This is a genomic window from Streptomyces sp. CLV115 (assembly GCF_038448545.1).
Lineage (GTDB): Bacteria > Actinomycetota > Actinomycetes > Streptomycetales > Streptomycetaceae > Streptomyces > Streptomyces sanglieri.
Genome location: NZ_JBCEWQ010000002.1, coordinates 50,589 through 73,210, shown reverse-complemented (window position 1 = coordinate 73,210; position 22,622 = coordinate 50,589). Strand labels below are relative to the sequence as shown.

The window sequence follows — 22,622 nt, the reverse complement described above, 5'->3', positions numbered from 1 at the left end:
CCTGGATACGGGTACGGAAGTTGCGTCTCATCGCCCGACGAGGCGGGTCCACCGGTTTCCGCCGCCGGTACGAGTGTGTCCCAGCAACTGCGCCTGCTCGCTCTTCAGCCGTGTGAACCTGTCGCAGGTGTACTCCTTGAGGTCCCGCCCCGGGAAGGGTATGAGCGACAGGTGCTCTTCGTAGTTGCCCTGGGCCCATCGCGCAGCCGTGATCTCGTAGCCCGCCACGTGGGCGCAGAGCTGGAGGAGGGCCTGGGGCATCTCCTCCTCGATGAGAAGGTCGGCCCTTGTCACCACCACGTCCCGCATGGTCTTGATGTTCGGTATGAAGACGGTGGTGGCCCAGGTGCGCCACTGCGCGAGCTCCTGATCGGTGGGTGGCGTGTCGTGTCGGAACGGGTCACGACCGTCCGGGCGGGCGTACCTCTCGGAGAACGTGTCGTAGGTGCGGCTGTTGGCTTCCATGAGGGCGAACAACGGCCCGTAGAAGTCGCTCAGTTGCTGATTGACGCGCGCGAGTCGGGCCTGCCTCTGCGCAAGGCGCAGACCGTTCAGGTAGGTCGCCAGGTAGCCGATGAACGCCAGCCCGACGGTCAGGATCACTGTAGCCATGACAGGGGATGCTATGGGTCTGCTCGCCGGCCGGGGCAAGGGGATGCGTCTCGGCGACGCGGGGTGCGCGGGTCGGTTCCGGCCGCGTCCGTCGCGGCCCGTACGCCGGACGGTTCCCGGCGATCGGACCGCGACGGCCCCGGACTGCGGTTGCCCGCCGGGGCGGGCCGTGAACACCTGCGGTTCGCGGGTGGTCACGAGGCCGATCACGTGACCAGGCGCAGCCAGGCCGCCGCGAGTGCGGCGTGGCCGGCCGGCGTCGGGTGCACGCCGTCCGCGCTCCAGTGCTCCGGTCCGGTCGTCGCGGCGAGGTCGGCGAACATGGCGTCGGCGGCGAGCAGTTGCGCGCCGTAGGTGCTGGCGAGTCTGCGCACGGCATGGATCTTCGGGTCCAGATCGGTACGCCATTCCTTTCGCTCCTCCTCTCCGATGCGCATGGCACCGGCCTCCACGACGCCGTGAATCGGCAGGAGGAACGGCTCGATGAGGATCAGTTCCGTGCCCGCCTCGGCAAGGGGCGCGAGGAGACGGTCGTAGCCCGCCGCGAATTCCTCCACGGGGATCACGTACCCCTTCGGGTCCAGCGTGTGCCAGCCCATGTCGTTGACCCCGACGAGGATCGACACCACGTCCGGACGCGCGTCGAGTACGTCTGCCTGCCAGCGGGCTTCGAGGTCCATCACCTTGTCGCCGCTGATCCCGGTGTTCAGCCAGGTCACCGGGCGATCGGGATGCCGCAGTCCCCACTCGCCCGCGACGCGCAGCGGGTAGCCGAAACCGAGACCGTCCTCGCTCTCCAGCCGTTGGCAGTCGGTGATCGAATCACCGGTGAACATCATGGTGCTGCCCGGTCGGACAGTGATCGTCATATGCGCTCCTTGGATCCCGGACCCACAGCCGGATGGGCATCCGGCCGGACCTCTCGAAAGGTGCCGGCCCCCACCGACATCCGACCGACAAGCCCCGAAATACCACCGACACCGCGGCGCCGGCCGCTGATCACCCCTGGTCAGAGCGTCGCTCGACCAGGTCGATGGTGGCGGCCACGGGGAGGCCCCAGTCGCCGGGCCCGCAGATCCGGCGGGCGTTCACACTCGTCCCGCACCGGGCTCGGGCCTTCGAGGGGTCCACGGAGCCACTGTTCTTCGACAAGGTCCGTGATGTCGTCGCCATAGTGCCGACGAGGCTCCGACTCAGGTCATTGGGCCGTGTCTCCTGACTGAGCAGTGTCATCAACGACGGTGACACCACAGCGAGTCGCAGCTGATCGTCTCCCGGGCCCGAGCGCTTCGGGGCGAGGGCCGCACTGTGAAGACCCAGCCATGCTTCCAGCAGGGCGCGTTCACCGGCGCAGGGCGGCGGGGCAGAGCGCGTGTGGGGCGTCTTGCTGATGGGCACGTTCCCGGCGGATTTCAGCCGCCGATGGCTCGGGGCCGACGGGCGGGGCCGTTCGGGTCAGGCGGTGTTTCCGGTGACGAAGTCTGCGACGGCGTCCTCCATCTGCTGGAGACCGGGATCTTCGAGGGGGTAGTGGCCGGCGTTGTCGAGCATGACGGTGTCGACAGGGACCTTGGTGATGCGGGAGAGGACGGGCACGCTGAGGTGGTGTGGGGTCCAGCGGTCCTCGGCGGGCTGGGTGAGGAGCACGGGGCAGGCGTCGAAGCAGGGCGGCTCGACGGCGGGGGTGTAGGTGGCGTAGCTGTCGAGGAAACGGACGCTGACCCAGTTGGCGGCCGAGGTGCGGTCCTTCATCAGGACCTTCATGGCGTCCGGGTCGTTGGCGAGCGCCGACATCTTGGACGCGAGGCTCATGGGGTACTTGGCGGAGGCGGCCGGTGTCTTCGCGAGCAGGCCCATGAGGGGGACGCCCGCTCGGGCGGTGAGCTTGTCGTGGGAGGTCTCGTTGCGGACCTGCTGGTTGCGCTGGTCGAGGAAGGTCATGCCGACGATGCCGCGCAGGGTGCCGCGGGGGGCCTTGGCGGCGACGTGGTAGGTGAGCATTCCGCCGGCGCTCAGTCCGTACAGGACGATGGGGCGGTCGTCGCGGGACTGCTCGTGGGCGAGGAAGTCGACGACGAGGTCGACCCAGTCGTCGTAGGAGGGGGTGGTTCCGGGCTTCACCTGGGTGAGGCCGTAGCCGAGGTTGTCCAGGGCCACGGTCTCGAAGCCGCGCTCGGCGAGCGGGGCGCCGAGGATGAGGGACATCTGGCGGCCGTTGGTTCCGACCCCGTGGTGGAGGACGACCTTGGCCTTCGCGTCGGGATTCCGGTAGCGGTCGAGGTGGACGCGGTGGCCGTGCCACTCCCAGAACTCCTCCTCGGGCGCGGTGGCGTCGGTCAGACGCAGCCGCTCGGGCAGGAACTCCTGGAGGTCGCGCCATGCCTGCTGGGCGCGGTAGTACGTGGGGGCAGGGGTGGTGTTCACGAGGGGGGCGCCTTTCGGCAGGGTCCGACCTGTGAGGTCAGGCCGGGGTGGATGTGGAGCGGGTGAGCGCCCCGCGGGTGATCATCTGCACGCCGGCGGCGAGTTCGCCGCGCACGGCGTCGGCGTCGCGCAGGTCGTCCTCCAGGCCCCGGGTGAAGGTGAGCAGGACGGCGGCGGCCTGCCGCGCGGTGTCCGGCACGACCTCCGCCAGGGCTGATGTCAGGAGTACGGCCAGGCCGTCGGTGTAGGTGGTGACCAGGTCGGGCGCCTGGGCGGTGGCCGCAAGAAGCAGCTCGTGGGCATGGGAGGGGCTGTCCTGCCAGAGCCGGATGGCGACCTCCAGCTTCACCGTGAGCACGGCGAGAACCTTCTCCTCGGGCGTGCCCGCCGACTCGGCGGCCGCGCGCGATGCAACGCCTGCCTGCTCCAGCCGGGACCGGACGACCTTGACTATCGCTTCTTCCTTGCTCCCGACGTACTTGTAGACCGTCGGGCGCGACATCTGCGCTTCTTCGACGATGTCGGAGACCGTGGTGCGGCGGTATCCGTTGCGGCAGAAGCAGCGGTAGGCGGCGTCAAGGACGAGCTGGGAGGAGGGAACCTTCGGCATGGCTACAAAATTAACACCCACATCTAAATGTGTAAAGTTTCGAGTGCTCCCCCGGGCTCCGCCGGTTCACCCACGCTCGTCGCCAGGCTGAACTTGCGACTTGGTGGCCGGTTCAAGGCTCTCGGTCGGTCCGGCGAATGCCAGGAACAAGGAACGGGAACGGAGCAGCCAAACGTCGTCGACCTTGAGGAACGCGTCCTCGTAGTGGCCCACTTGTGTGGGGATCCGCGGAGGCTCGAAGCCGTTGGTATGTCCGTCGACGCGGTAGGTCGTGAAGTAGGTGATCGCCGTTGCTGTCGACCCGGATGTGAGGGTCACCAGGATGTTCGTGCACATCCGGCGTGAAAGACGGCCGGCGGGCCGGCCGGCGAAATACGAGCGAAGCGCGTCACGGCCCTGGATCCGGCGGTCTCCCTCAGCCCACTCCCAGACCCCGTCGTCCACGAACAACTCGGCCACCTCACCGGGGTCGCCGAGGTCGAGCCTGTGCACGAACTCGATGATCAGACGCTCGCAGGCTCGCTCGGCGAGCAGGCGGTCCATGGGATCAAATGCTTCAGTGGCAAGCATCCCCAATTCGTATCAACGAGCGAATCGGCATCACAACACCTTTCCGACCCCGCCGGCTCGCGGCCTCGTCCGCGTGGCCCTTGCCTCAGTTCCAGGCCGGCTCGCCCAACGCCGCATCGCTGTTCACCAGGTCGGGACGGGTGGCGATGACACGCTGCGCCGGACGGCGGGCCGGGCTTCCCTGCCGTCGGCTTCGGCCTCGCCGGTCGACTGCGGACATCGGCCGATGCGCCCGCCACAGGAGACTGGGCGGCAGCGGGCCTTACCTGCCATGGCACCAGGGCTGTTGCAGAAATCGGACGGGGTGGCCATTACCCGGGAGGTAATCGTCGAAGGCCTCAGGGCTGGAAAGAATGTGATCTCTCCGCGTCGATGCGCGGTTCCGCAACGGAAGGAACGGCCATGCCCTTGGACACACCCACTACCACGCGCTCCGTGGTGGAGGAGTTGCTGCGTCGGATCGGCGAGGGCGACCCCGATCGCATCGCCGAACTCTATGCCGAGCGGGGCGACTGGAAGCTGGACTGGCCGGAGTCCGAACACGGCCGCGCCGCGACCCCCTGGATCCGGCATCGGCGCACACGCGGCGACGCCGCGGCTCACTATCGCGAACTCGCGGAGCACCATGTGCCCGGGCAGGAGGCAACCGAGGTCGAGCGCATCCTCGTCGATGGCAATGATGCGGTCGTGCTCGGCGAGATCCGCCAAACCGCCCGGCCCACCGGGCGCGCGTATCGTGCGCGGTTCGCGCTGCACCTCACGGTCGAGCACGGTCTGGTCACCCGTCACCATGTCTACGAAGACAGTCTCGCCGTGGCTCAGGCATTCAACGCGGAGAGCGGTGAGGCCCGTTAGTCGCATGGACGGCAAATGATCGCAGCCATTCATTGCCGACTGCTACCGGCCCGGTCACTTCGCAGTGGACGACCGGTTTGCCGTGGCGGGCCGCCCCATCACGGCGCCCCTTGAGCGGGTTGCTTTCGCATTGGCCCGCGTGCCGCTCCCGGAGGACCGCGCCGACCGGCCGCGGTCCTGCCCAACGCATGAACCGCCTCGTCGGCACCGACGGTGGACACCAGCACGGGCGGCACGATTCCGCCGCCGGTCGGCCGGACGACGCCCGTTGCGAGGTTGTCGAACAGGCCCCGCAGATCGTCCGGCCTCCTGCGAGTCCGGTGTGTTCGCCAGGCCGTCGGGCCGACCGGCAGGCCGCACGAGGGCCGCCCCAGGGCCGCTGGATCCCAGGCAGGCCAACTCTTGCCACTGCCACTGCCACTGCCGAGGCCAACGCCGACACCGACGCCCGCAGGTCGCCACCACGGCCGTCACATCTCCTGCCCTCAGCGGAGATTCCCCGTGAGCCAGGCCAGCAGTCGCGGCTTCTCGTCGCAGTCCCCTACACCGTCGGCCGCCAGGTAGTCGCTGTAGCGCACGGTCTTCATCGGCGCGTCACACGCCGGAAGCCGGACCGGTTGCCCCAGGTACCAGCCTGATGCGAATACGGCGACCAGGACGGCGGCAGCCGTCACCCTGCGCGGGGTGATCCATACAAGTCTTGATAGGGACATGACCGGCGAGCCTACCTGGAGGTCGACCGGACGGTTCGGCCGAGGCGGGCGATTCGACGCACACACGGCCGGCTGCTGCGGTTTCTGCCCGGCCGGAGCCGCGTCCGGCAGCACCGCCCATTGTCCGAGCGCAGCGCCAGTGATACATTGATGTCTCAATTAAGACTCACAAGTCTTACTCAACCCTCTGGAGTCTCAATGTCCCGCCCCGCCGTGACCCCGGTCGCAGACCGTGTGCACGCGCGCCGCTGGGTAGTCCTGGCGATCCTCTCCGGCAGCCTGCTGCTGATCGCGATGGACACCACGATCCTCAACGTCGCCTTCCCCTCGCTCGTCGCCGATCTTCAGCCCGGCGCCGTGGAGCAGCTGTGGATCATCGATGTGTACGCGCTCGCCCTGTCCGGACTGCTGGTGACCGCCGGTGCGCTGGGCGACCGGTGGGGTCGCAAGCGACTCCTGCTGGTCGGCTTCGCACTGTTCGCGGCGGCCTCGCTGGGTGCCGTGGCAGCCACCGAGGCGTGGCAGGTGATCGCAGCCCGCGCGCTGCTCGGCGTCGGCGGCGCCGCGATCATGCCCACCACGCTGTCGATCCTGCGGCACGTCTTCACCGACGCCCGCGAGCGGGCGTTCGCCTACGCGGTGTGGGCAGCGGTCATGGGAGGCGGCATGGCGCTTGGCCCCGTCGTGGGAGGGCTACTGGTCGAGGACTACGGCTGGCAGTCGGCCTTCCTGCTCAACGTGCCCATCGCGCTGACCGTCATCGCCCTCGGTGCCTGGTTCCTGCCCGAATCGTTCGCGCCGCGCGCCGGACGCTGGGACTGGACCGGCGTCGCCCAGTCCATCGTCGGCATGATCGCCCTGGCCGCCGGTATCAAGCAGCTCGGCAAGAGCGGGCTCGCCTCGCCCCTGCCCTGGCTGCTGCTGGCGCTCGCAGCCGTCGTCCTGACCCTGTTCGTGCGCCGTCAGCTACGCCTGACCCACCCCCTGCTGCATGTGCGTCTGTTCACCAGCCGTGCCTTCAGCGTCTCGGCCACGGTCCTCTTCCTGGGCATGGTCGCGCTCGGCGCAGTCCTGTTCCTGCTCACGCAGTGGTTCCAGTACGCACAGGGCTACTCTCCTCTCCAGGCGGGACTGCGGGTGCTGCCCGCACCCTTGGCCCTGGTGGTGACCTCCCTGCTCGCCCCGGCACTCATGCGTGCCCTGCCGATCCGTCATGTGATGGCATCCGGCCTGGTCCTGATGGCCACGGGACTGGTCCTGCCCTGGCTGGCCCAGGACGGTGACGATCACCTCGGGTACCCCGTCATGGCGGCCGCCCTCGCCCTCATCGGCTTCGGCGCCGGGCTCGCCACCACGGTGGCTTCGGTCACCCTGATGGCCGCCACACCCAACGAGCACGTCAGTGGCGCGGCCGCGATCGAGGAGACCTGCTACGAGCTCGGCGCTGCCCTCGGGGTGGCCTCGCTCGGTTCCCTGGCCGGCGCCCTGTACCGAAGCAGCCTGCCGGCCTCCGCCCCGGCGGCGGCACACGACTCGGTGGGTGAGGGAGCCCATGCCGCCCAGGAAATCGGTGGCGCCCAGGGTGCCTCGCTCCTGGAACAGGTGGCCCGCGCCTTCACCCACGGCATGACACCGGCCTTCGCCATCGGATCCGCTCTGGCCCTGGTCGCCGCGGCGGCGGCCTGGGCCTGGATCCCCCGTGGCATCCGGCCCACCGAGAACGCGCACTGACCGGTCCGCCGTCCCCCTACCGGCGGCCGGTGCGGTGCCGGAGCTCGGCGTCGACACCGCACTCGGTGAGAACGGCCAGGTCGAGGCGGCGGAGGCGGTCGGGATCCGCAATCACTTCGTACGCCGCGATCCTGTCCTTCTCGACGGTGAAGGTGATCGCGATCAGCAACCGGCCACCCGGAGCCACCACGAGCCCCACCCTGCCGTCGACCAGGGCCGGTTCCGCGAGACGCGACCTGTGCGCGAGGAGTACGGTCCCCTCCGCCACGGCCCGCGCGCCACGGAGCTCGGCGGCCGCGCCGGGGGGCAGCACAGCGGGGTCGCTGCGGCGCACCACGTCGGGTGCGAGCACCGCGAGGATCGCGTCGAGATCACCGGCCCGAGCGGCCGACAGGAATGCGGAGACGACCCGGCGGTGACGGTCGAGTTCATCCGCCGGGACCGCGGGAACGCCCCGCACCTTGTGGCGCGCGCGGCTGGCGAGCTTCTTGGTGGCCACGGGAGTGCGCTCCAGGATGGGCGCGATCTGGCCGAACGGAACGGCGAACATGTCGTGCAGCACGAAGGCAACACGTTCGGCGGGCTCAAGGGCGTCCAGCACGACGAGCAGCGCACGGCTCACCGAGTCGGCCAGCAGAGCGCTGTCCTCCGGCCGGCTGCCCTGAACGGGCTCCGAGATCTGATCGAGCACCTGCTGTTCGGCAAGGTCCTCCCGCCGTGCCGTGCGGGCGCGCAGCATGTCGAGGCAGATGCGGGTCACCACTGTCCGCAACCAGCCGGCCAGATTGTCCACGGCGCCGACGTCTGTCCGGCCCAGACGCAGCCACGCCTCCTGCACGGCGTCCTCGGCTTCGCTCGGTGAGCCGAGCAACCGGTAGGCCACCGCCTGAAGCCGGCCGCGTTGCGCCTCGAAGTGTTCGGCCAGCCCGTCGCACTCGTTCACCGGTCACCTTTCCTCGTCCCGACTCGTCACCACTATGACGAATGCGAGCAGCCCGAGGTGACAGGAGACTCCCATGACGTCCTTGCTGCATCTGGATTCCAGTGCCGATCGCTCCGGTGATTCGGTCAGCAGGGAACTGACCGCGTTGTTCGCCGAGACCTGGCGCGCTGAGCACGGCCGTGCCGGAGACCGTTGTCGCTACCGGGACCTGGCCGCCGATCCGGTCCCACCACTGGATACGGCCTACTGCACGCTGGGGCGGCGACTGGAGCGGAACGGTCTTCCTTCCCCGGCCGACATCGACGCATGGATCCGCAGCCCGGCGGAGGAACGGGAATGGGCACTGACCCGCCCGCTGATCACCGAGCTGCTGGCTGCCGACACCGTCGTGATCGGTGCCCCGATGTACAACTTCTCGGTCTCCGCCCTGCTCAAGGCGTGGATCGACCGGGTTGGACTCCCCGGCGTGTTCACGCACCCGGACACCGGGAAAAGCCTGTTGCACGCCACGAGGGTTGTGGTGATCACAACGCGGGGCGGGTCCTACGGCCCGGGTACTCCGCAGGAGGCGTGGGACTTCCAGACGCCCTACCTCCGGGCCTACTTCGGCAAGCAGGGCGTGGCCGAGGAGAACATCCACTTCGTCAGCGCCGAGCTGACGATGGCCGCAGTGGTGCCGCATCTGGCCCACCAGCAACCGCTGGCGGTGAATTCGCTGGCTTCGGCACGGGAGGAGGTGACCGCCCTGGCCGCCGCCCGCCTCCCGGTGGGCCGGACCACCGTGTGAGCCCGGCTCCGGTCGTACGCGGAACGCGGACGTGAGTGAAGGAGCCGGGCCCGGGGCGACCGGTGATTTCGGCGGTACCGGCGTTGCCGGCGGCCTCCTCTCTGCCGAAGCCGCCGGTCGGATCGTCGATGCCCTGTGGACCGCGGGGGTCAGGACTTGATGTCGGCCACGAGTTCGTCGATGAACGCCTCCCGCTCGGCGAGCGTCGACGGCCGCCCCACGATGCCCGGACGGGTCTGCCACGGCAGGGGGCCGGTCTCGCGGCGGTACTCCACACCGACGGCGTCCAGACGGGCCAGATGGTGGTCCAGGCGGCCGCGGAACTCCTCGTACCGACGCTCGCCGGTGGTCCACAGCGCCTCGGCGACGGCACAGAGCCGGGGGAAGGCGAAGTAGTCGACGGTCCGTGGCGAGTCCATGTGCTCGGTCCAGATGTTGGCCTGGCCGCCCAGGACGTGTTCGCGTTCCGCGTCCGTCAGCTCGGGCGGAACCGGGTCGAATCCGTACGTCGTCTCCACTGTGACGGGCACCGCCACGGGGATCGGCTCGTCGGACCGGTCGGACTGCCGGTAGTCGAGATACACCTGGTCGTCCGGGCACGCGATCACGTACAGGCCCCTGCGGGCCGCGGTGACGGCACCGGTCATGCCGCGCCAGGAGGCGACGACGGATCCGGCCGGCACCTCGTCCTCCAGCAGGTCGTCCCAGCCGAGCAGACGGCGTCCGCGCGATGTGATGTGTGAGCCGAGTTGCCGTACGAACCAGGACCGCAGCTCGTTCTCGTGGCGCAGCCCGCGTTCGCGCATCAACTCCTGGGTGCGCCTGTCCTCGCTCCACTCGGTCGTGGGGCACTCGTCGCCGCCCACTGCGACGACCGGGCCGGGGAAGAGGTCCATGATCTCGTCGAGGACGTCGCGGAAGAAGGCGACGGTCGACTCCTCGGTGTTGAGGACGCGGGGGTTGACGCCCCAACGCGTCCACACTTCCGCCGGTTCGCCGCCGACTCCCAGTTCGGGATAGGCCGCGATCGCGGCCTGGGAGTGCCCGGGTATGTCGACCTCGGGGACGACGGTGATGTGCCGCTGTGCCGCGTATCCGACGATCTCGCGGATGTCGTCCTGGGTGTAGAAGCCGCCGTGCGGCCGTCCGTCCCCCGGCGCCTCGGGCGGCGCGCCGAGCGGGGACTCTCGCCGCCACGCACCTACCTCGGTGAGTCTCGGGTGCCGCAGGATCTCCACCCGCCAGCCCTGGTCGTCGGTGAGGTGCAGATGCAGTGTGTTGAGGCGGTGCATGGCCATCAGATCGAGGAAGCGCAGCACGTCGTGCTTGGGCATGAAGTGGCGTGCCACGTCCAGCATCGTGCCGCGCCAGGCGAACCGCGGCGCGTCCTCGACACGTACGGCGGGCACCGCCCATCGCACCCCGGCCACCTCGTAGCGGCGGTGGACCTCTGCGGGCAGCGACTGCAGCAGGCTCTGGCATCCGTAGAAGGCGCCGGCCCGGTCGCCGCCTTCGACGACGATGCCGTCGGAGCTCACCCGGAGCCGGTACGCCTCCGGGCCGAGGCCCTCGCCCAGCCGCAGGTCTATCGCCTGCTGAGCCTCGGGCGGGTGCGGGAGGAACGGCAGGTCCAGGCCGGTGGAGGGCCGCAGGACCGACTGCAGCCAGCGGGCTGTGGAACGCAGCTCCGGCGCGGCGGTGATCGCGGTGGAGGCGTCGAGAACGAACTCGCCGTTGTCGGTCTGTACTGATGTGGGGCGAGGGAGGAACATCGGGCGGATCATCCTTTCACTGCTCCGGCCGACATGCCGGAGACCAACTTGCGCTGAATGAGGAGGAAGAACACGACCACCGGGAGGGAGAAGATGACCGAACCGGCCATCTGCGCGCTGTAGTCGGTTCCGCTGGCGGGGTTGGTGAAGGATGCCAGCCACACCGGCAGGGTGTACTGGCCCCGGTCCTTCATGAACGTGTAGGCGATCAGGTAGTCGTTCCAGGCGGCGATGAACGCGAAGATGCTCGACGCGATCACGCCCGGCAGCACCAGCGGGAAGAGGATCTTCCAGAGCACCTGCCAGGTCGAGGCTCCGTCGAGGCGGGCGGCCTCCTCGATCTCTACGGGAATGGCCGCGAAGAATCCCCGCATCACCCAGATCGAGAACGGCAGCGCCAGCGCGAGGTAGGCGAGTATCAGCCCGGTGTAAGTGCCCAGCAGCCCGGCCTCGTTGAAGACCAGGAAGGTGGGGATGAGCAGGGCTGTGCCCGGCAGCATCTGTGCCACGAGGATCGCGACCATGACGGTGCGCCGGCCCCGGAACCGGAACCGCGAGACCGCGGCCGCCGCGAACAGGCCGAGCACGACGGCGATGATCACTGTTCCGCCGACCACGAGCAGGCTGTTCCACAGGTTCGTCCAGAACCCCGTCCGGTTGAGCGCGACATCGAAGTTGTGCAGGGTGGGTGAGCCGGGCCAGAAGTGCGGCGTCGCCGTCATCGCCTCGGCGCGGGGCTTGAGCGCGGTGTTGACCATCCAGTAGACGGGGAAGATCCACACGAGACAGAACACGATCGCGATGCTGTTGCTGAGCAGCCGGCCCCGGGTCGCGATGGAACGGGTGCCGCGTGTGCGGAGCTTGGTCACAGGTCCTCCCCGGAACGCAGCAGGCGTCGGATGTACAGGGCGGTGACGGCAAGCAGCATGATGGTCGTGATGACGGACAGCGCCGCGCCCTGGCCGACCCGGAATGCCACGAAGGCGGTCTTGTAGGCGAAGACGCCCAGTGTGGTCGTCGCGGAGTCGGGCCCCCCGGCCGAGATGAGCCAGATCTGGTTGAAGACGTTGAAGTCCCAGATCACCGACATCAGGGTGACCAGTGTGAGTGTCGGGCGCAGGAACGGGAGGGTGACCGACCACCACAGGCGCCATTCACCGGCCCCGTCGAGCCGGGCGGCCTCCTGCAACTCTCCCGGCATCTGGCTCAGGGCCGCGTACAGCGTGAGCGCGATGAAGGGTACGGCCTGCCAGACGATGAGCAGCCAGATGGACAGATAGGCAAGGGGCGCGCTGTTGGACCAGTCGGTGTTGGTCATGTCGCCGAACAGGCCGGTCTGGGTGAGCAGCCAGTTGACCACTCCGTAGCCGGGCTGGAAGAGCCATTTCCATACGAGGGACGAAGCGACTGTCGGCATCGCCCAGGCCAGGATGAGGACGACGGTGACGGTCATGCGCATGGCCGTGCCCAGCCGGGTGAGGAGTTGGGCGACGCCTGCTCCCACGGCGACGCTTCCCGCCACCATCGCGGCGGTGAACACAACGGTCCGGATCAGGGCGTCCCAGAACTCCGGCTGCGACAGGAGGTCGGTGTACTGGCGGGTGCCGACGACATCGAACGCACCGGTGAACAGGGAGCGTTGGTCGTAGTCGGTGAACGACGCGTAGACGAGGAAGGCGATCGGTGCGACGGTGACGGCCAGCATCACCAGCCCGGCGGGGGTCAGCAGCCACCACGCGACCCACGGTCCGCGGTGCCGTGCGGCCGCGGCGCGGGTTCCGGCACCGGCGCGGCGCCGCGGCAGCGCATCGGCGGCGGGCCCGGGTGTGGAGTCCGGAAGGGACACCTTCGGGTTGCCTGCCGTCTTCGGGTTGCCGCGGACGGGCTGGTCAGTGCTGGGCATTGAGTACCTTGCCCACCGTCTTGTCGAAGGTTTCGGCGGCCTGCTCCGGGCTACCGGTGCCGGAGGCGATGGAGGAGAACACCTTGTCGATGTCCTTGTTGCCCTCCACTGCCGCCCAGTCGGCGGCGGCCGGGGTGGCCTTGGATCGCAGAGCCGCGTCGAAGAACCCCCGGAACAGGGGGTCGGCCTCGCCTCGGGCGGCCTTCACCGCGCCCGTGCTGTTCGGGATCCACCCGTCGTGGCCGGCGACCCACTGCTTCTGTACGGAGGGTGCGGTCGCGATCTTCACCCACTGCAGGGCGAGGTCCGAGTTGGCGCTCTTCGCAGCGATGCCCCAGTCGGATCCGCCGAGCATCACGGGCTGGGACTTGCCGGACCTGCCCGGGAACGGGAAAGTCCCGAGGTCGGATTCCTTGAAGGCGGGGTTGGCCTTCTTGATGAGAGCGATCGTGGCGTTGGTGGCGCTCATCGCCGCCGCCTTGCCGTCCGCGAAGACCCGGGTCTGGTCGGGGTTGAGCGTGTCGATGGTACGGGTGGACGGTGCGGAGAACTCGTTCTGGAACTGCTTGTACTCGTTCAGGCCGCGCTGAGCCGCCTCGGAGCCGAGCGACCCCTTCCAGTCGGAGCCCTGCTTCGCCGCGATGTCGCCGCCCGCGTCCCACACGAACTGCACACCGGTGTGCCAGTAACGGCCCGGCAGGTAGAAGGGGGAGAAGTCGGGGGCGCTGTTGGCCGCGCGTATCTTGCGCAGGGCAGCGGTCAGTTCGTCGAAGGTGGCGGGGGCGGACTTCACGCCCGCCCGGTCCCAGATCTTCTTGTTGTAGATCACCGCGCGGGCGCCCGCGAACGAGGGCACGGCGTACAGCCGGCCGTCCACCGTCGCGGGCTCTTCGAGACCTGCCAGCCAGGACTGCCCCTGCTTGAGATCCTTGGTGTACGGGGTGAGGTCCATCAGCCCTCCGCTGGCGGCGAAGCTCGCCACCTGCGTGTTGCCTATGTCGATGACGTCCGGCGGGGTCGAGGTCGCGAGCGCCGTGGTGATCTTGGTGGTGATGCCGTCCCAGTTCTGGACCTCCACCTTCACCTTGGCGCCGGTCTGCTGGGCGAACTGTTCGTTCATCGCCTTGAGCGTGGCGTCGGAGTAGTCGCCGTCCATCACCCACACGGTCAGGGTCTTGCCCTCCCCCTTGACCACGGGGACCGCCCGGGGCTTCGTATCGCCACCCGAACCTCGTCCCGCGGACCCCGAACAGGCGCTCGCGCCGAGGGCCGCGGTCAGGGTGACGGCCACAAGTGCGCTGTACCGCTTGCCTTTATGCGTCATGGAAACTCCTGGGGAGATGGCCCTGGGGAACGGGCCCCGAGAAGGGCGGGTTCCGAGAGGGCAGGTTCTGAGAAGGGCAGGTTCAGAAGGGCGTGCTCTGAGGAGAACAGGCTCGGGGAGGAACTGGCTCCGGATCGCAGGCTCCGGAAGGACGGCGTTCCGGGAGAAGGGCGTTCCGGGAGGGACAGCGGGTGCGGGGCCGGCAGCCGGTCAGAGGTTCGTGTCTCACCACACGCCGAGCTCGCCCGAGAGGACGATGCTGGCTCCGCCGAGCAGGATGAGGTCCGGGTCGCCCGCGAGTGACCGCATCGCCAGTGAGGCGCTGATGGGCGCGTATGTGCGTGCCCGGACCACCGCGGCCGCGGAGTCGAGGAAGGGGCCCTCCACGAGATCCGGCGGGCCCAGCAGCGCGATCTCGTTGAGGTTGAGCACACTGCTGATCGGGGCGAGTACGGTGCCCAGCGCCCGGCCCGCGTCGGCGAGTACGCCGTCGTGTTCGGACGGGTCGCGGCCGGCCAGGCGCTTGCGCAGTTCGGCCGCGTCGATCAGTGGTTCCAGGCATCCGCGATGTCCGCAGATGCACGGATCGCCGTCCTCGTCGACGGTCACGTGCCCGATCTCGCCGGCGGCGAACTGCTCGCCCTCGACGAGTTCGCCGCCCACGATCAGGCCCGCACCCACACCGTGCTCGATGGTGATGACCATGAGGTTCTGTGTCTTGGCGTTCCGGAAGCGCAGTACGGCGAGCGCGGCGATGTTCACGTCGTTGCCGACGTAGGCCGGCACACCGAAGCGTTCGGAGAGCTGGGTGGCGAGCGGCAGTTCGCTCCAGCCGAGATGGGCGGCGTGATGGATGACTCCGGCGTCGCCGACGATGCCGGGCGAGCCGACCCCGATGCCGAGTATGCGACGTGGTGCGAGGTCCACCAGCTCGCCGACGAGCTCGTGGACCAGGCCGATGGCACGTTCGCCGACGATGTCCCCGTACTGGACGCGGGCACGATGCACCACCTCGCCCCGGAGGTTGAGGACCGCGCCGCTGAAGTGTTCGCTGCCGGACAGGTCCAGGGCGAGGATGTGGGCGGCGTCGTCGTCGATCCGCATCACGCTCGCCGGCTTGCCCAGTCGGCTGTCCTTGCGGGGGCCGGTGTCGACGACGAGCCCGTCGCCTTCGAGGTCGGCGATGAGCGCGGACACCGTGGGGGCCGTGAGACCCAGGGTCCGCGCCATCTCCGATCTGCTCATCGCGCCCTGGTGGTACAGCGTCGCCAGGACCAGCGCGCGGTTGTGGACCCTGCTGTCCAGCGTGCTCGCCTTGGTCCGCTCGGGCGGCTGCCGACGCGCGGACACCCGCGCCAGCCCGCGCTCGGCGCGGCGGCGGGGGTCGGTGGACGGCAGGAACGGCTCGGACACAGAGTTCGCCTCCGGGTAAGTAAAGACCCTTTAATTAAAGGACTTTGGATATGTTCGGGGTGAGGGGCCCCGCCGTCAAGAGATCGGCGCGAACAAAATCCGTACCACTCATATCCGACCATCGGGCCATTAGGCCGCGAACCAGTCATCTCTGAACGATTCGCCAGTTGAGTGTTTGACTGAGCGCGGTTATGTTCAACCACCTTCGGAACGCCGTGAGTTGGCGTTCGCTTTCTGTGTGATTCGGAGGTGTGGTGTGTCTCGTGCAGGGAACAGATGCGCGTTGATCATGGTGACGGCCCTGACCGCCGCGACGGCTCTGGCCGCTACCGGGACGGCATCGGCGACGTCCGCGGCATCCCGGACGTCGGCGGCCGGACGTGACGTGACGGTGATGACGTTCAACATTCACCATGGTGCGGATCCGGACGATGTACTGAATCTGGATCACGTAGCCCAGGCGGTACGGCGGTCGGACGCAGATGTGATCGGCCTGCAGGAGGTGGACCGGCACTTCGGCTCGCGCAGCGACTTCGTCGATCAGGCGGAGTGGCTCGCGAATCGGCTGGGCCTGCACCTGGCCTACGGCACGAACCTGGACCTGGATCCGGAGAAGCCGGGCGACCAGCGACGCCGGTACGGAACAGCGGTCCTCTCACGCTTCCCGATCGTGAACACCCGCAATACGCCCCTTCCCCGTTCGGAGACGGGCGAGCAGCGGGGACTGCTGGAGGCCGATCTCATGGTCCGGGGCAAGAAGATGCGTTTCCTGAACACGCATCTGGAGGACACCTCGCAGGCCGAGCGGCGGACGCAGGTGGCGGCGATCAACGCGATCGTGAACGGCTCCCGCCTTCCCACCGTGCTGGTGGGCGACCTCAACGCGACGCCGGACAGCGACGAGATCGCCTCGGTGACGAAGCGGCTGACCGACACCTGGCCGACCGCGGGGAAGGGAAACGGATTCACGTACGACTCGGTGAATCCGCGGGAGCGGATCGACTACGTGTTCGCCTCGTCGGGCGTCGAGGCGCGACGGGCCCGGGTGCTGGACGTGACGGTCTCCGACCACCGGCCGCTGCGGGTCGAAATCAGCATCCGGTAACACGGGCCGACGTGCCACCGCGGCACAGCAGGACCACCGGGAGGCCGCCCGGCTCGCCGGCCTCCCGGACCGTGCCCGGCTCGTCCGACGTCCTGCGGCCGCTCACCGGCCCGCACCACCTTCGTGTCCGGGTCGAGCCGGGCCGCTCCGGGCGTATCCGGACCGTTCCGGGCGTAGCCGGGCATGAGCCAAGCCGGGCCGAGCACTGAGCCGGGCGGAGAGAAGCGACTCATCCGCTTCCCGTCCCGCCCTCGTCCGAGCCGCCGCCTCGCGGCGCTCCGCAGCTCCACAACAGCGCACCGGGCAGGCAACGCCGCGCCCCTGCGAACCGAAACCCACGCCCGGACGGCCGACTCCGACCGCGTCGGGCAAGCAACCGAGGAAAGCGGAGACAGATGACCATACCCATGCCACGCCGCTCCGAGACCGTACGCGCGGCAGGCGCAGCGCTCGTCGCCGTCGCACTGGCCGCATCCACAGCACCGGCCGCTTCCGCGTCCGCGCCGACCACCGTCCGGGGCGACTCCGGACAGGTTCAGTACGTCGACTGCGGGGCCGCGTCCGGAAAGGAGAACGGCTCGCGCAACAAGCCCTGGAGGACACTCGATCAGGTCAACCGCCTGAACTTGAAGACCGGCAGTTCGATCCTCCTCAGGCGCGGCAGTCGCTGCACCGGCACCCTCGCGCCGAACGGCTCCGGCCGGGAGGGCGCGCCGATGGAGATCGGGGCGTACGGCAGCGGCGCCAAGCCCGTCATCGATGGCGGTGGGAACGCCGAGACGCTGTTGTTGAAGAACACCCAGTGGGTCGAGGCGAAGGACCTGGAGATCACCAACTCCGGGAATCCCGGCCGCAACAAGCGTGGCGTGCGGGTCCAGCTGGAGGACTTCGGGACCGGGACGCACTACCGGCTCACCGGCCTCGACATCCACGACATCCGTGGTGACGACACCAAGGGCACCGAGGGCTCAGCCGGCATCCTCTTCTCCGTCACGGGCTCGAAGAAGCCGACCAGGTTCGACGACGTGGTCGTCTCCGGCAACACCGTCCGCACCGTCGACCGCGAGGGGATCTACTTCGCCTCCACGTGGAACAACCGCCCGGTGCACGGGGACTACGACCCCGACGGACCCGCGTACCTGCCCTCCACCCGCGTCGTGGTACGCGGCAATACCCTCAAGGACCTCGGCGGAGACGGCATCGTCATCACCGCCACCGACAAGACCCTCGTCGAACACAACCGCCTCGACGGCTTCCAGCGCCGCTCGGCCGGCTACAACGCGGGCATGTGGCCGTGGAACGCCGACCACACCCTCTTCCAGTACAACGAGGTCTCCGGCGGTGAGACCACCCGCGACGGCATGGCCTACGACATCGACGAGGGCACGTTCGGCACCGTCTTCCAGTACAACACCAGCCACGACAACGCCGGCGGCTTCTTCCTCGTCTGCACCGCCACCGGCACACTCGGCGACGCCGTCATCCGCTACAACATCAGCCGCAACGACCACTACCGCGGCATCGAGACCTGCTCCGGCTCCTTCGACGCCGTCCGCGCCCACAACAACACCATCTACATCGGCCAGGGCATCAGCCAGACCGTCATCAACGAGAACACCACCAGCAAACACGACATCACCTTCACCAACAACATCGTCGTCAAAGAAGGCACCGGCAACGCCGCCTTCAACCTCAGGAGCAACGCCGTCGCCCTCTCCCACAACACCCTCACCAACATCCAGAACACCCCCGACAACCCCGACGGCACCACCGCCGACCCCCGGCTCACCGACCCCACCGGCGCACTCCCCGACGGACTGCGCCTGCACACCGGATCCCCCGCCCTGCGCGCGGGCACTCCCGTCCCGGGCTCCCCGCGCCGGGACCTGTACGGAAACCCGGTCGGCAATCCGCCCAACACCGGCGCGTACCAGGGCCGCGGTGTCGCCGGGCCGCTGCGGCCGACGGCCACGGCCGACGCCGGCAACGCCTCGTAGCAGCCACAGCCGGGCGGCCCTCCCGCAAGGACCGTCGGAGGGCGGCCCGGCCGAACGGTAGGGTCTCCCCAGACTTCCCCCACCGAGATCAGCTCGGCGCAGAACAGGAGCGGCGTGTGAAGCGGCCGACCATGGCGGACATCGCACGCCGCGCCGGCGTTTCCAAGGTGGCGGTCTCGTACGCGCTCAATGATCTGCCGGGCGTCTCCGAGACCACTCGCGCATCGATCAAGAACATCGCCGAGGAGCTGGGCTGGCGCCCCAACAGCGCCGCCCGCGCCCTCACCGGCGGTCGGGCGCAGGCAGTCGGCCTCGCCGTGCGGCGCCCCGCCCGGACACTGGGCGTCGAACCGTTCTTCATGGAGTTCATCAGCGGGGTGGAGAGCGTCCTCGTCGAGCGGTCGTACGCGCTGATGCTGCAGATGGTCGACTCGCAGGAGAGCGAGATCGAACTGTGTCGCCGCTGGTGGGGCGAGAGGCGCATCGACGGCATTCTCCTGATGGACCTTCAGACCGATGACCCCCGCCCGCCCGCCGTCGAGGCGCTCGGCCTGCCCGCGGTCGCCATCGGACCGCCTCATGTGACTGGCGGGCTCCCCGCGATCTGGTCGGACGACGGTGAGAGCGTCCATGAGATCGTCCGCTACCTGGCGGCACTCGGCCATCACCGGATCGCCCGTGTGGCCGGGCCCGCAGGTCTGGCGCACACGGCGGTGCGGGACGCGGCGCTGAGCAGGGCATGCCAGGAGGCCGGGATCCCGGAGGCGACCGTGATCCACACCGACTACACGGGCGACGAGGGCGCCCGCGCGGCGCGGAGCCTGATGATCTCGCCCCGGCGCCCCACGGCGATCGTCTTCGACAACGACATCATGGCCGTCGCGGCACTCTCCGTGGCCCAGGAACTGGATCTCTCCGTTCCAGCCGACCTCTCGATCGTGGCGTGGGACGAATCGCCACTCACCCAGGTCGTCCGCCCCGCGCTCTCGGTGCTCACCCGCGACATCCCGGCCTACGGCGCCCGCGCGGCGAGCGCGCTCCTGTCCCTCGTCGCGGGTGAGCCGGCAAAGGACATCCGCATGGAATGCGCCGGCTTCGTCCCGCGAGGCAGTACCGGCCCGCCGTCGCCGGGCGGCGTCCCGCACTCGCGCTGAGCAGAGATCCGTCGCACCTGGCCGAGGCCCTATGCCAGCAGGAGCTGAACCGGTAAAGTTCAGATCCGCGGCCGCTGCCCGGCGTCGATGCCCTCGCACCAAAATCAGCACAAGTCAGGCTCGTGCGGCCGCCGTTGCCGACCGTGCGTGAGCCGACCGCAGCTTGATCGGTTCATGGACGGTGCGGCGAGCGCCTGACCGGTCCGCCGCCCCCGAACCCCGTGTGTGCCGCACGGACCGGACACTTCACCAAACCCCGTAAACGCATCCGTCAGCTGCCAGGCGATTGGAGCCGTACACCATGAAGGACGTCACCCAGCTGAGCGAGGGCTGGAGCCTGCGCCACGAGGACGCTCTGCTGCCCGCCGAAGTCCCCGGCTGCGTCCACACCGATCTGCTCACCGCCCAGGTCATTCCCGACCCCTTCATCGGCCGCAACGAGACCGAGATCGCCTGGGTGGGACGGCGGGACTGGTCGTACGTGACCGAGCTGCACCACGGCAACGAGCACGAGCGGACCGATCTGGTCTTCGACGGACTCGACACCGCCGCCGACGTCGTCCTCGCCGGCGAGAGTCTCGGCACCACGCGCAACATGCACCGGGTTCACCGCTTCGACGTCACAGGACGTACCGGGCAGCTCGAAGTGCGATTCGATTCGGCCTACGCCGAAGCGGACCGCATCCGCGCCCTGACCGCGGAGCGCCCGAACGCCTACCCGGAGCCCTTCCAGTACATCCGAAAGATGGCCTGCAGTTTCGGATGGGACTGGGGCCCCACCGTCGTGACCGCCGGCATGTGGCGGCCGGTACGCCTCGAACACTGGTCCACCGCTCGCCTCGCCGACGTCCGCCCCCTCGTCTCGGTCGACGGCACCACCGGCCGCGTCGAACTCCGGGTGCGCACGGAACGCACCGCGAACGGCGCCGGCCGACAGCTGACGCTGCGCGCCTCCGTCGCCGGTGCCGGTGCCGGTACGGAGGTCGCCTTCGAGGGCGACGAAGCAGTGCTGGTCCTGGACGTCGACGAGCCGGCGCTCTGGTGGCCGCGGGGATACGGCGAACAGCCGCTGTACGACCTCGATGTGACGCTGCTCGACGAGCGAGGTGACCGGCTCGACGCCTGGACGCGCCGCATCGGCTTCCGCACGGTCGAGATCGACCGTTCCTCGGACGCCCGGGGCACCGGGTTCACCTTCGTCGTCAACGGCGTACGGATCTTCGCGCGCGGGGTCAACTGGATCCCCGACGACGTCCTGCCCTCCCGGGTCACGCCCGAGCGCTACCGCACACGACTGACCCAGGCCGCCGAGGCCAATGTCGACCTGGTCCGGGTCTGGGGCGGGGGCATCTACGAGGATCACGCGTTCTACGACGTGTGCGACGAGTTGGGGCTCATGGTCTGGCAGGACTTCCTCTTCGCCTGCGCCGCCTATCCGGAGGAGCAGCCGCTACGCGGAGAGGTCGAGGCCGAGGCCCGTGACAACGTTATCCGCCTGATGCCGCACGCGAGTCTGGTGCTGTGGAACGGCAACAACGAGAACCTCTGGGGGTTCCGGGACTGGGACTGGGAGCAGCCGCTGGCCGGCAATTCCTGGGGCGAGGGCTACTACCTCGGCATGCTGCCCCGGATCGTCGCCGAGCTCGACCCGACCCGCCCGTACACGGCGGGCAGCCCGTGGTCCGGCTCGTGGGAGCACCATCCCAACGATCCCCGGCACGGCACTCACCACTCGTGGGAAGTGTGGAACCGTCAGGACTATGCCGAGTACCGGGCGGACGTACCCCGTTTCTGCGCGGAGTTCGGCTGGCAGGCTCCCCCCTCCCTCGCGACGCTCCACCGTGCCCTGCCCGGCGAACGGCTCGCCCCCGACTCCCCCGGCATGACGCACCACCAGAAGGCGGAGGGCGACTTCGACCGGTGGCACTATCTGGCGCAGGTCGTCCAGGCGCGCGCCGTCGCCGCCGGAATCGAGCACTGGAGGGCGAACTGGCCGGTGTGCGCCGGCACCGTGGTCTGGCAGCTCAACGACTGCTGGCCGGTCAGCTCGTGGGCGGCCATCGACGGCGACGGCCGATTCAAGCCGCTTTACCACGAATTGCGACGGCTCTACGCGGACCGGCTGCTCTCCCTCGTGCCCACCGATGACGGCCCCGTGCTGGCCCTCGACAACCAGTCCGGCTCCGCCTGGCGGGCGACGGTCGTCCTGCGCCGACTCGACACGCAGGGATCCGTGCTGCACGAGGCGTCCTTGGACCTGGAGGCGGGCCCGCGATCGGTCACCCGGCTGACGGTGCCGGGCCCTCTGCTGCCGGCGGACTCCACCGGGCAGTTCCTCGTGGCCGATGCCGACGGACTTCGGGCGGTGCATTTCTCCGTGCTCGACAAGGAGTTCGCCTACCCGGCTCCGCGGTACGACGTGCGCCTCGATGCCCGGTCCGGAACCGACGCCGTCGACGTCGTCGTCACGGCCCGCACTCTGGTCCGCGATCTGCTGCTGCAGCCCGACCGTCTGGCGCCCGACGCCGTGGCGGACCGGGGCTTGATCACGCTGCTCCCCGGCGAGGAGGCACGGATCACCGTAGGGGGCTGGACCGCCCCCGACGTCGCCGCCGCACGCGAGGCCCTGTTCAGCGTGGGCGCCTCGTGAGGACCCCCGCCGTCCGGGTCGCGAAGGTACGTACCGGGCCGAGCGTCCTCTGAGCCGGC

At 69.2% G+C, this 22,622-nt stretch carries 19 protein-coding genes; 7 read left to right on the top strand and 12 right to left on the bottom strand.

Going from position 1 to position 22,622, the window contains the following annotated elements; genetic code table 11:
- Positions 1-27: 27 nt before the first annotated feature.
- From AADR41_RS01015 to AADR41_RS00995, 5 genes are all read right to left on the bottom strand, one after another.
- A complete protein-coding gene (locus AADR41_RS01015; RefSeq protein WP_342279440.1) occupies positions 28-612 on the bottom strand; it encodes a hypothetical protein in 585 nt (194 codons plus the stop codon).
- Positions 613-818: 206 nt separating this feature from the next.
- Entirely contained in the window at positions 819-1,481 is a 663-nt protein-coding gene (locus tag AADR41_RS01010) for an SGNH/GDSL hydrolase family protein (protein WP_342279439.1), read from the bottom strand.
- Between the two features lie 586 nt (positions 1,482-2,067).
- Positions 2,068-3,036, bottom strand: coding sequence for an alpha/beta hydrolase (locus tag AADR41_RS01005; protein ID WP_342279438.1), 969 nt, complete (start codon positions 3,034-3,036; stop codon positions 2,068-2,070).
- A 37-nt stretch (positions 3,037-3,073) separates the two neighbouring features.
- Entirely contained in the window at positions 3,074-3,646 is a 573-nt protein-coding gene (locus tag AADR41_RS01000) for a TetR/AcrR family transcriptional regulator (protein ID WP_342279437.1), read from the bottom strand.
- A gap of 66 nt (positions 3,647-3,712) precedes the next feature.
- Positions 3,713-4,216 carry a nuclear transport factor 2 family protein gene (locus tag AADR41_RS00995; protein WP_342279436.1) on the bottom strand — a complete coding sequence of 168 codons (504 nt, stop codon included), beginning with the start codon at positions 4,214-4,216 and terminating at the stop codon, positions 3,713-3,715.
- 402 nt (positions 4,217-4,618) lie between these two features.
- Between AADR41_RS00995 and AADR41_RS00990 the strand changes: the two genes are divergently transcribed.
- The gene (locus tag AADR41_RS00990; protein WP_342279435.1) at positions 4,619-5,071 is read left to right on the top strand and encodes a nuclear transport factor 2 family protein; all 453 of its coding nucleotides are present in this window, start codon (positions 4,619-4,621) and stop codon (positions 5,069-5,071) included.
- Between the two features lie 485 nt (positions 5,072-5,556).
- Here the strand turns inward: AADR41_RS00990 and AADR41_RS00985 are convergent, their stop codons facing one another.
- Entirely contained in the window at positions 5,557-5,784 is a 228-nt protein-coding gene (locus AADR41_RS00985) for a hypothetical protein (RefSeq protein ID WP_342279434.1), read from the bottom strand.
- Between the two features lie 198 nt (positions 5,785-5,982).
- On the opposite strand from AADR41_RS00985, the gene AADR41_RS00980 reads away from it, so the two are divergent.
- Complete coding sequence (locus tag AADR41_RS00980) at positions 5,983-7,515, top strand: MFS transporter (protein WP_342279433.1); 1,533 nt, start codon at positions 5,983-5,985, stop codon at positions 7,513-7,515.
- A 16-nt stretch (positions 7,516-7,531) separates the two neighbouring features.
- Here AADR41_RS00980 and AADR41_RS00975 read toward each other — a convergent pair whose 3' ends face one another.
- Positions 7,532-8,458, bottom strand: a complete 927-nt coding sequence (locus AADR41_RS00975; protein ID WP_342279432.1) for a sigma-70 family RNA polymerase sigma factor — start codon at positions 8,456-8,458, stop codon at positions 7,532-7,534.
- A gap of 73 nt (positions 8,459-8,531) precedes the next feature.
- Between AADR41_RS00975 and AADR41_RS00970 the strand changes: the two genes are divergently transcribed.
- On the top strand, positions 8,532-9,245 hold the full coding sequence (locus AADR41_RS00970) for an FMN-dependent NADH-azoreductase (protein ID WP_342279431.1): 714 nt from the start codon (positions 8,532-8,534) through the stop codon (positions 9,243-9,245).
- 149 nt (positions 9,246-9,394) lie between these two features.
- Here the strand turns inward: AADR41_RS00970 and AADR41_RS00965 are convergent, their stop codons facing one another.
- From AADR41_RS00965 to AADR41_RS00945, 5 genes are all read right to left on the bottom strand, one after another.
- Complete coding sequence (locus AADR41_RS00965; RefSeq protein ID WP_342279430.1) at positions 9,395-11,017, bottom strand: beta-N-acetylhexosaminidase; 1,623 nt, start codon at positions 11,015-11,017, stop codon at positions 9,395-9,397.
- Positions 11,018-11,025: 8 nt separating this feature from the next.
- On the bottom strand, positions 11,026-11,886 hold the full coding sequence (locus AADR41_RS00960) for a carbohydrate ABC transporter permease (RefSeq protein WP_342279429.1): 861 nt from the start codon (positions 11,884-11,886) through the stop codon (positions 11,026-11,028).
- A complete protein-coding gene (locus AADR41_RS00955; RefSeq protein ID WP_342279428.1) occupies positions 11,883-12,920 on the bottom strand; it encodes a carbohydrate ABC transporter permease in 1,038 nt (345 codons plus the stop codon). The genes AADR41_RS00960 and AADR41_RS00955 overlap by 4 nt, the downstream gene beginning before the upstream one ends.
- A complete protein-coding gene (locus tag AADR41_RS00950; protein WP_342279427.1) occupies positions 12,907-14,244 on the bottom strand; it encodes an extracellular solute-binding protein in 1,338 nt (445 codons plus the stop codon). The genes AADR41_RS00955 and AADR41_RS00950 overlap by 14 nt, the downstream gene beginning before the upstream one ends.
- Positions 14,245-14,469: 225 nt before the next feature.
- Positions 14,470-15,657 (bottom strand): ROK family transcriptional regulator, encoded by a 1,188-nt coding sequence (locus AADR41_RS00945; RefSeq protein ID WP_342279426.1) that lies wholly within the window; start codon positions 15,655-15,657, stop codon positions 14,470-14,472.
- 394 nt (positions 15,658-16,051) lie between these two features.
- On the opposite strand from AADR41_RS00945, the gene AADR41_RS00940 reads away from it, so the two are divergent.
- The 4 genes from AADR41_RS00940 to AADR41_RS00925 all read left to right on the top strand — a co-directional run bounded on the left by AADR41_RS00940 (position 16,052) and on the right by AADR41_RS00925 (position 22,563).
- Entirely contained in the window at positions 16,052-16,762 is a 711-nt protein-coding gene (locus tag AADR41_RS00940; protein ID WP_342279425.1) for an endonuclease/exonuclease/phosphatase family protein, read from the top strand.
- Positions 16,763-17,157: 395 nt separating this feature from the next.
- Positions 17,158-18,759 carry a right-handed parallel beta-helix repeat-containing protein gene (locus AADR41_RS00935; RefSeq protein WP_342279424.1) on the top strand — a complete coding sequence of 534 codons (1,602 nt, stop codon included), beginning with the start codon at positions 17,158-17,160 and terminating at the stop codon, positions 18,757-18,759.
- Between the two features lie 116 nt (positions 18,760-18,875).
- Positions 18,876-19,913 (top strand): LacI family DNA-binding transcriptional regulator, encoded by a 1,038-nt coding sequence (locus AADR41_RS00930; RefSeq protein WP_342279423.1) that lies wholly within the window; start codon positions 18,876-18,878, stop codon positions 19,911-19,913.
- Between the two features lie 301 nt (positions 19,914-20,214).
- Positions 20,215-22,563: a glycoside hydrolase family 2 protein gene (locus AADR41_RS00925; RefSeq protein WP_342279422.1), complete on the top strand. Its 2,349-nt coding sequence runs from the start codon at positions 20,215-20,217 to the stop codon at positions 22,561-22,563.
- The last annotated feature ends 59 nt before the right edge of the window (positions 22,564-22,622 follow it).

What these genes read in the sequence shown, in the direction of transcription:
- AADR41_RS01015 (WP_342279440.1), bottom strand. Translation starts at nt 612, where the DNA reads ATGGCTACAGTGATCCTGACCGTCGGGCTGGCGTTCATCGGCTACCTG.
- AADR41_RS01010 (WP_342279439.1), bottom strand. Translation starts at nt 1,481, where the DNA reads ATGACGATCACTGTCCGACCGGGCAGCACCATGATGTTCACCGGTGAT.
- AADR41_RS01000 (WP_342279437.1), bottom strand. Translation starts at nt 3,646, where the DNA reads ATGCCGAAGGTTCCCTCCTCCCAGCTCGTCCTTGACGCCGCCTACCGC.
- AADR41_RS00995 (WP_342279436.1), bottom strand. Translation starts at nt 4,216, where the DNA reads ATGCTTGCCACTGAAGCATTTGATCCCATGGACCGCCTGCTCGCCGAG.
- AADR41_RS00990 (WP_342279435.1), top strand. Translation starts at nt 4,619, where the DNA reads ATGCCCTTGGACACACCCACTACCACGCGCTCCGTGGTGGAGGAGTTG.
- AADR41_RS00985 (WP_342279434.1), bottom strand. Translation starts at nt 5,784, where the DNA reads ATGTCCCTATCAAGACTTGTATGGATCACCCCGCGCAGGGTGACGGCT.
- AADR41_RS00980 (WP_342279433.1), top strand. Translation starts at nt 5,983, where the DNA reads ATGTCCCGCCCCGCCGTGACCCCGGTCGCAGACCGTGTGCACGCGCGC.
- AADR41_RS00970 (WP_342279431.1), top strand. Translation starts at nt 8,532, where the DNA reads ATGACGTCCTTGCTGCATCTGGATTCCAGTGCCGATCGCTCCGGTGAT.
- AADR41_RS00965 (WP_342279430.1), bottom strand. Translation starts at nt 11,017, where the DNA reads ATGTTCCTCCCTCGCCCCACATCAGTACAGACCGACAACGGCGAGTTC.
- AADR41_RS00955 (WP_342279428.1), bottom strand. Translation starts at nt 12,920, where the DNA reads ATGCCCAGCACTGACCAGCCCGTCCGCGGCAACCCGAAGACGGCAGGC.
- AADR41_RS00950 (WP_342279427.1), bottom strand. Translation starts at nt 14,244, where the DNA reads ATGACGCATAAAGGCAAGCGGTACAGCGCACTTGTGGCCGTCACCCTG.
- AADR41_RS00940 (WP_342279425.1), top strand. Translation starts at nt 16,052, where the DNA reads ATGACGTTCAACATTCACCATGGTGCGGATCCGGACGATGTACTGAAT.
- AADR41_RS00935 (WP_342279424.1), top strand. Translation starts at nt 17,158, where the DNA reads ATGACCATACCCATGCCACGCCGCTCCGAGACCGTACGCGCGGCAGGC.
- AADR41_RS00925 (WP_342279422.1), top strand. Translation starts at nt 20,215, where the DNA reads ATGAAGGACGTCACCCAGCTGAGCGAGGGCTGGAGCCTGCGCCACGAG.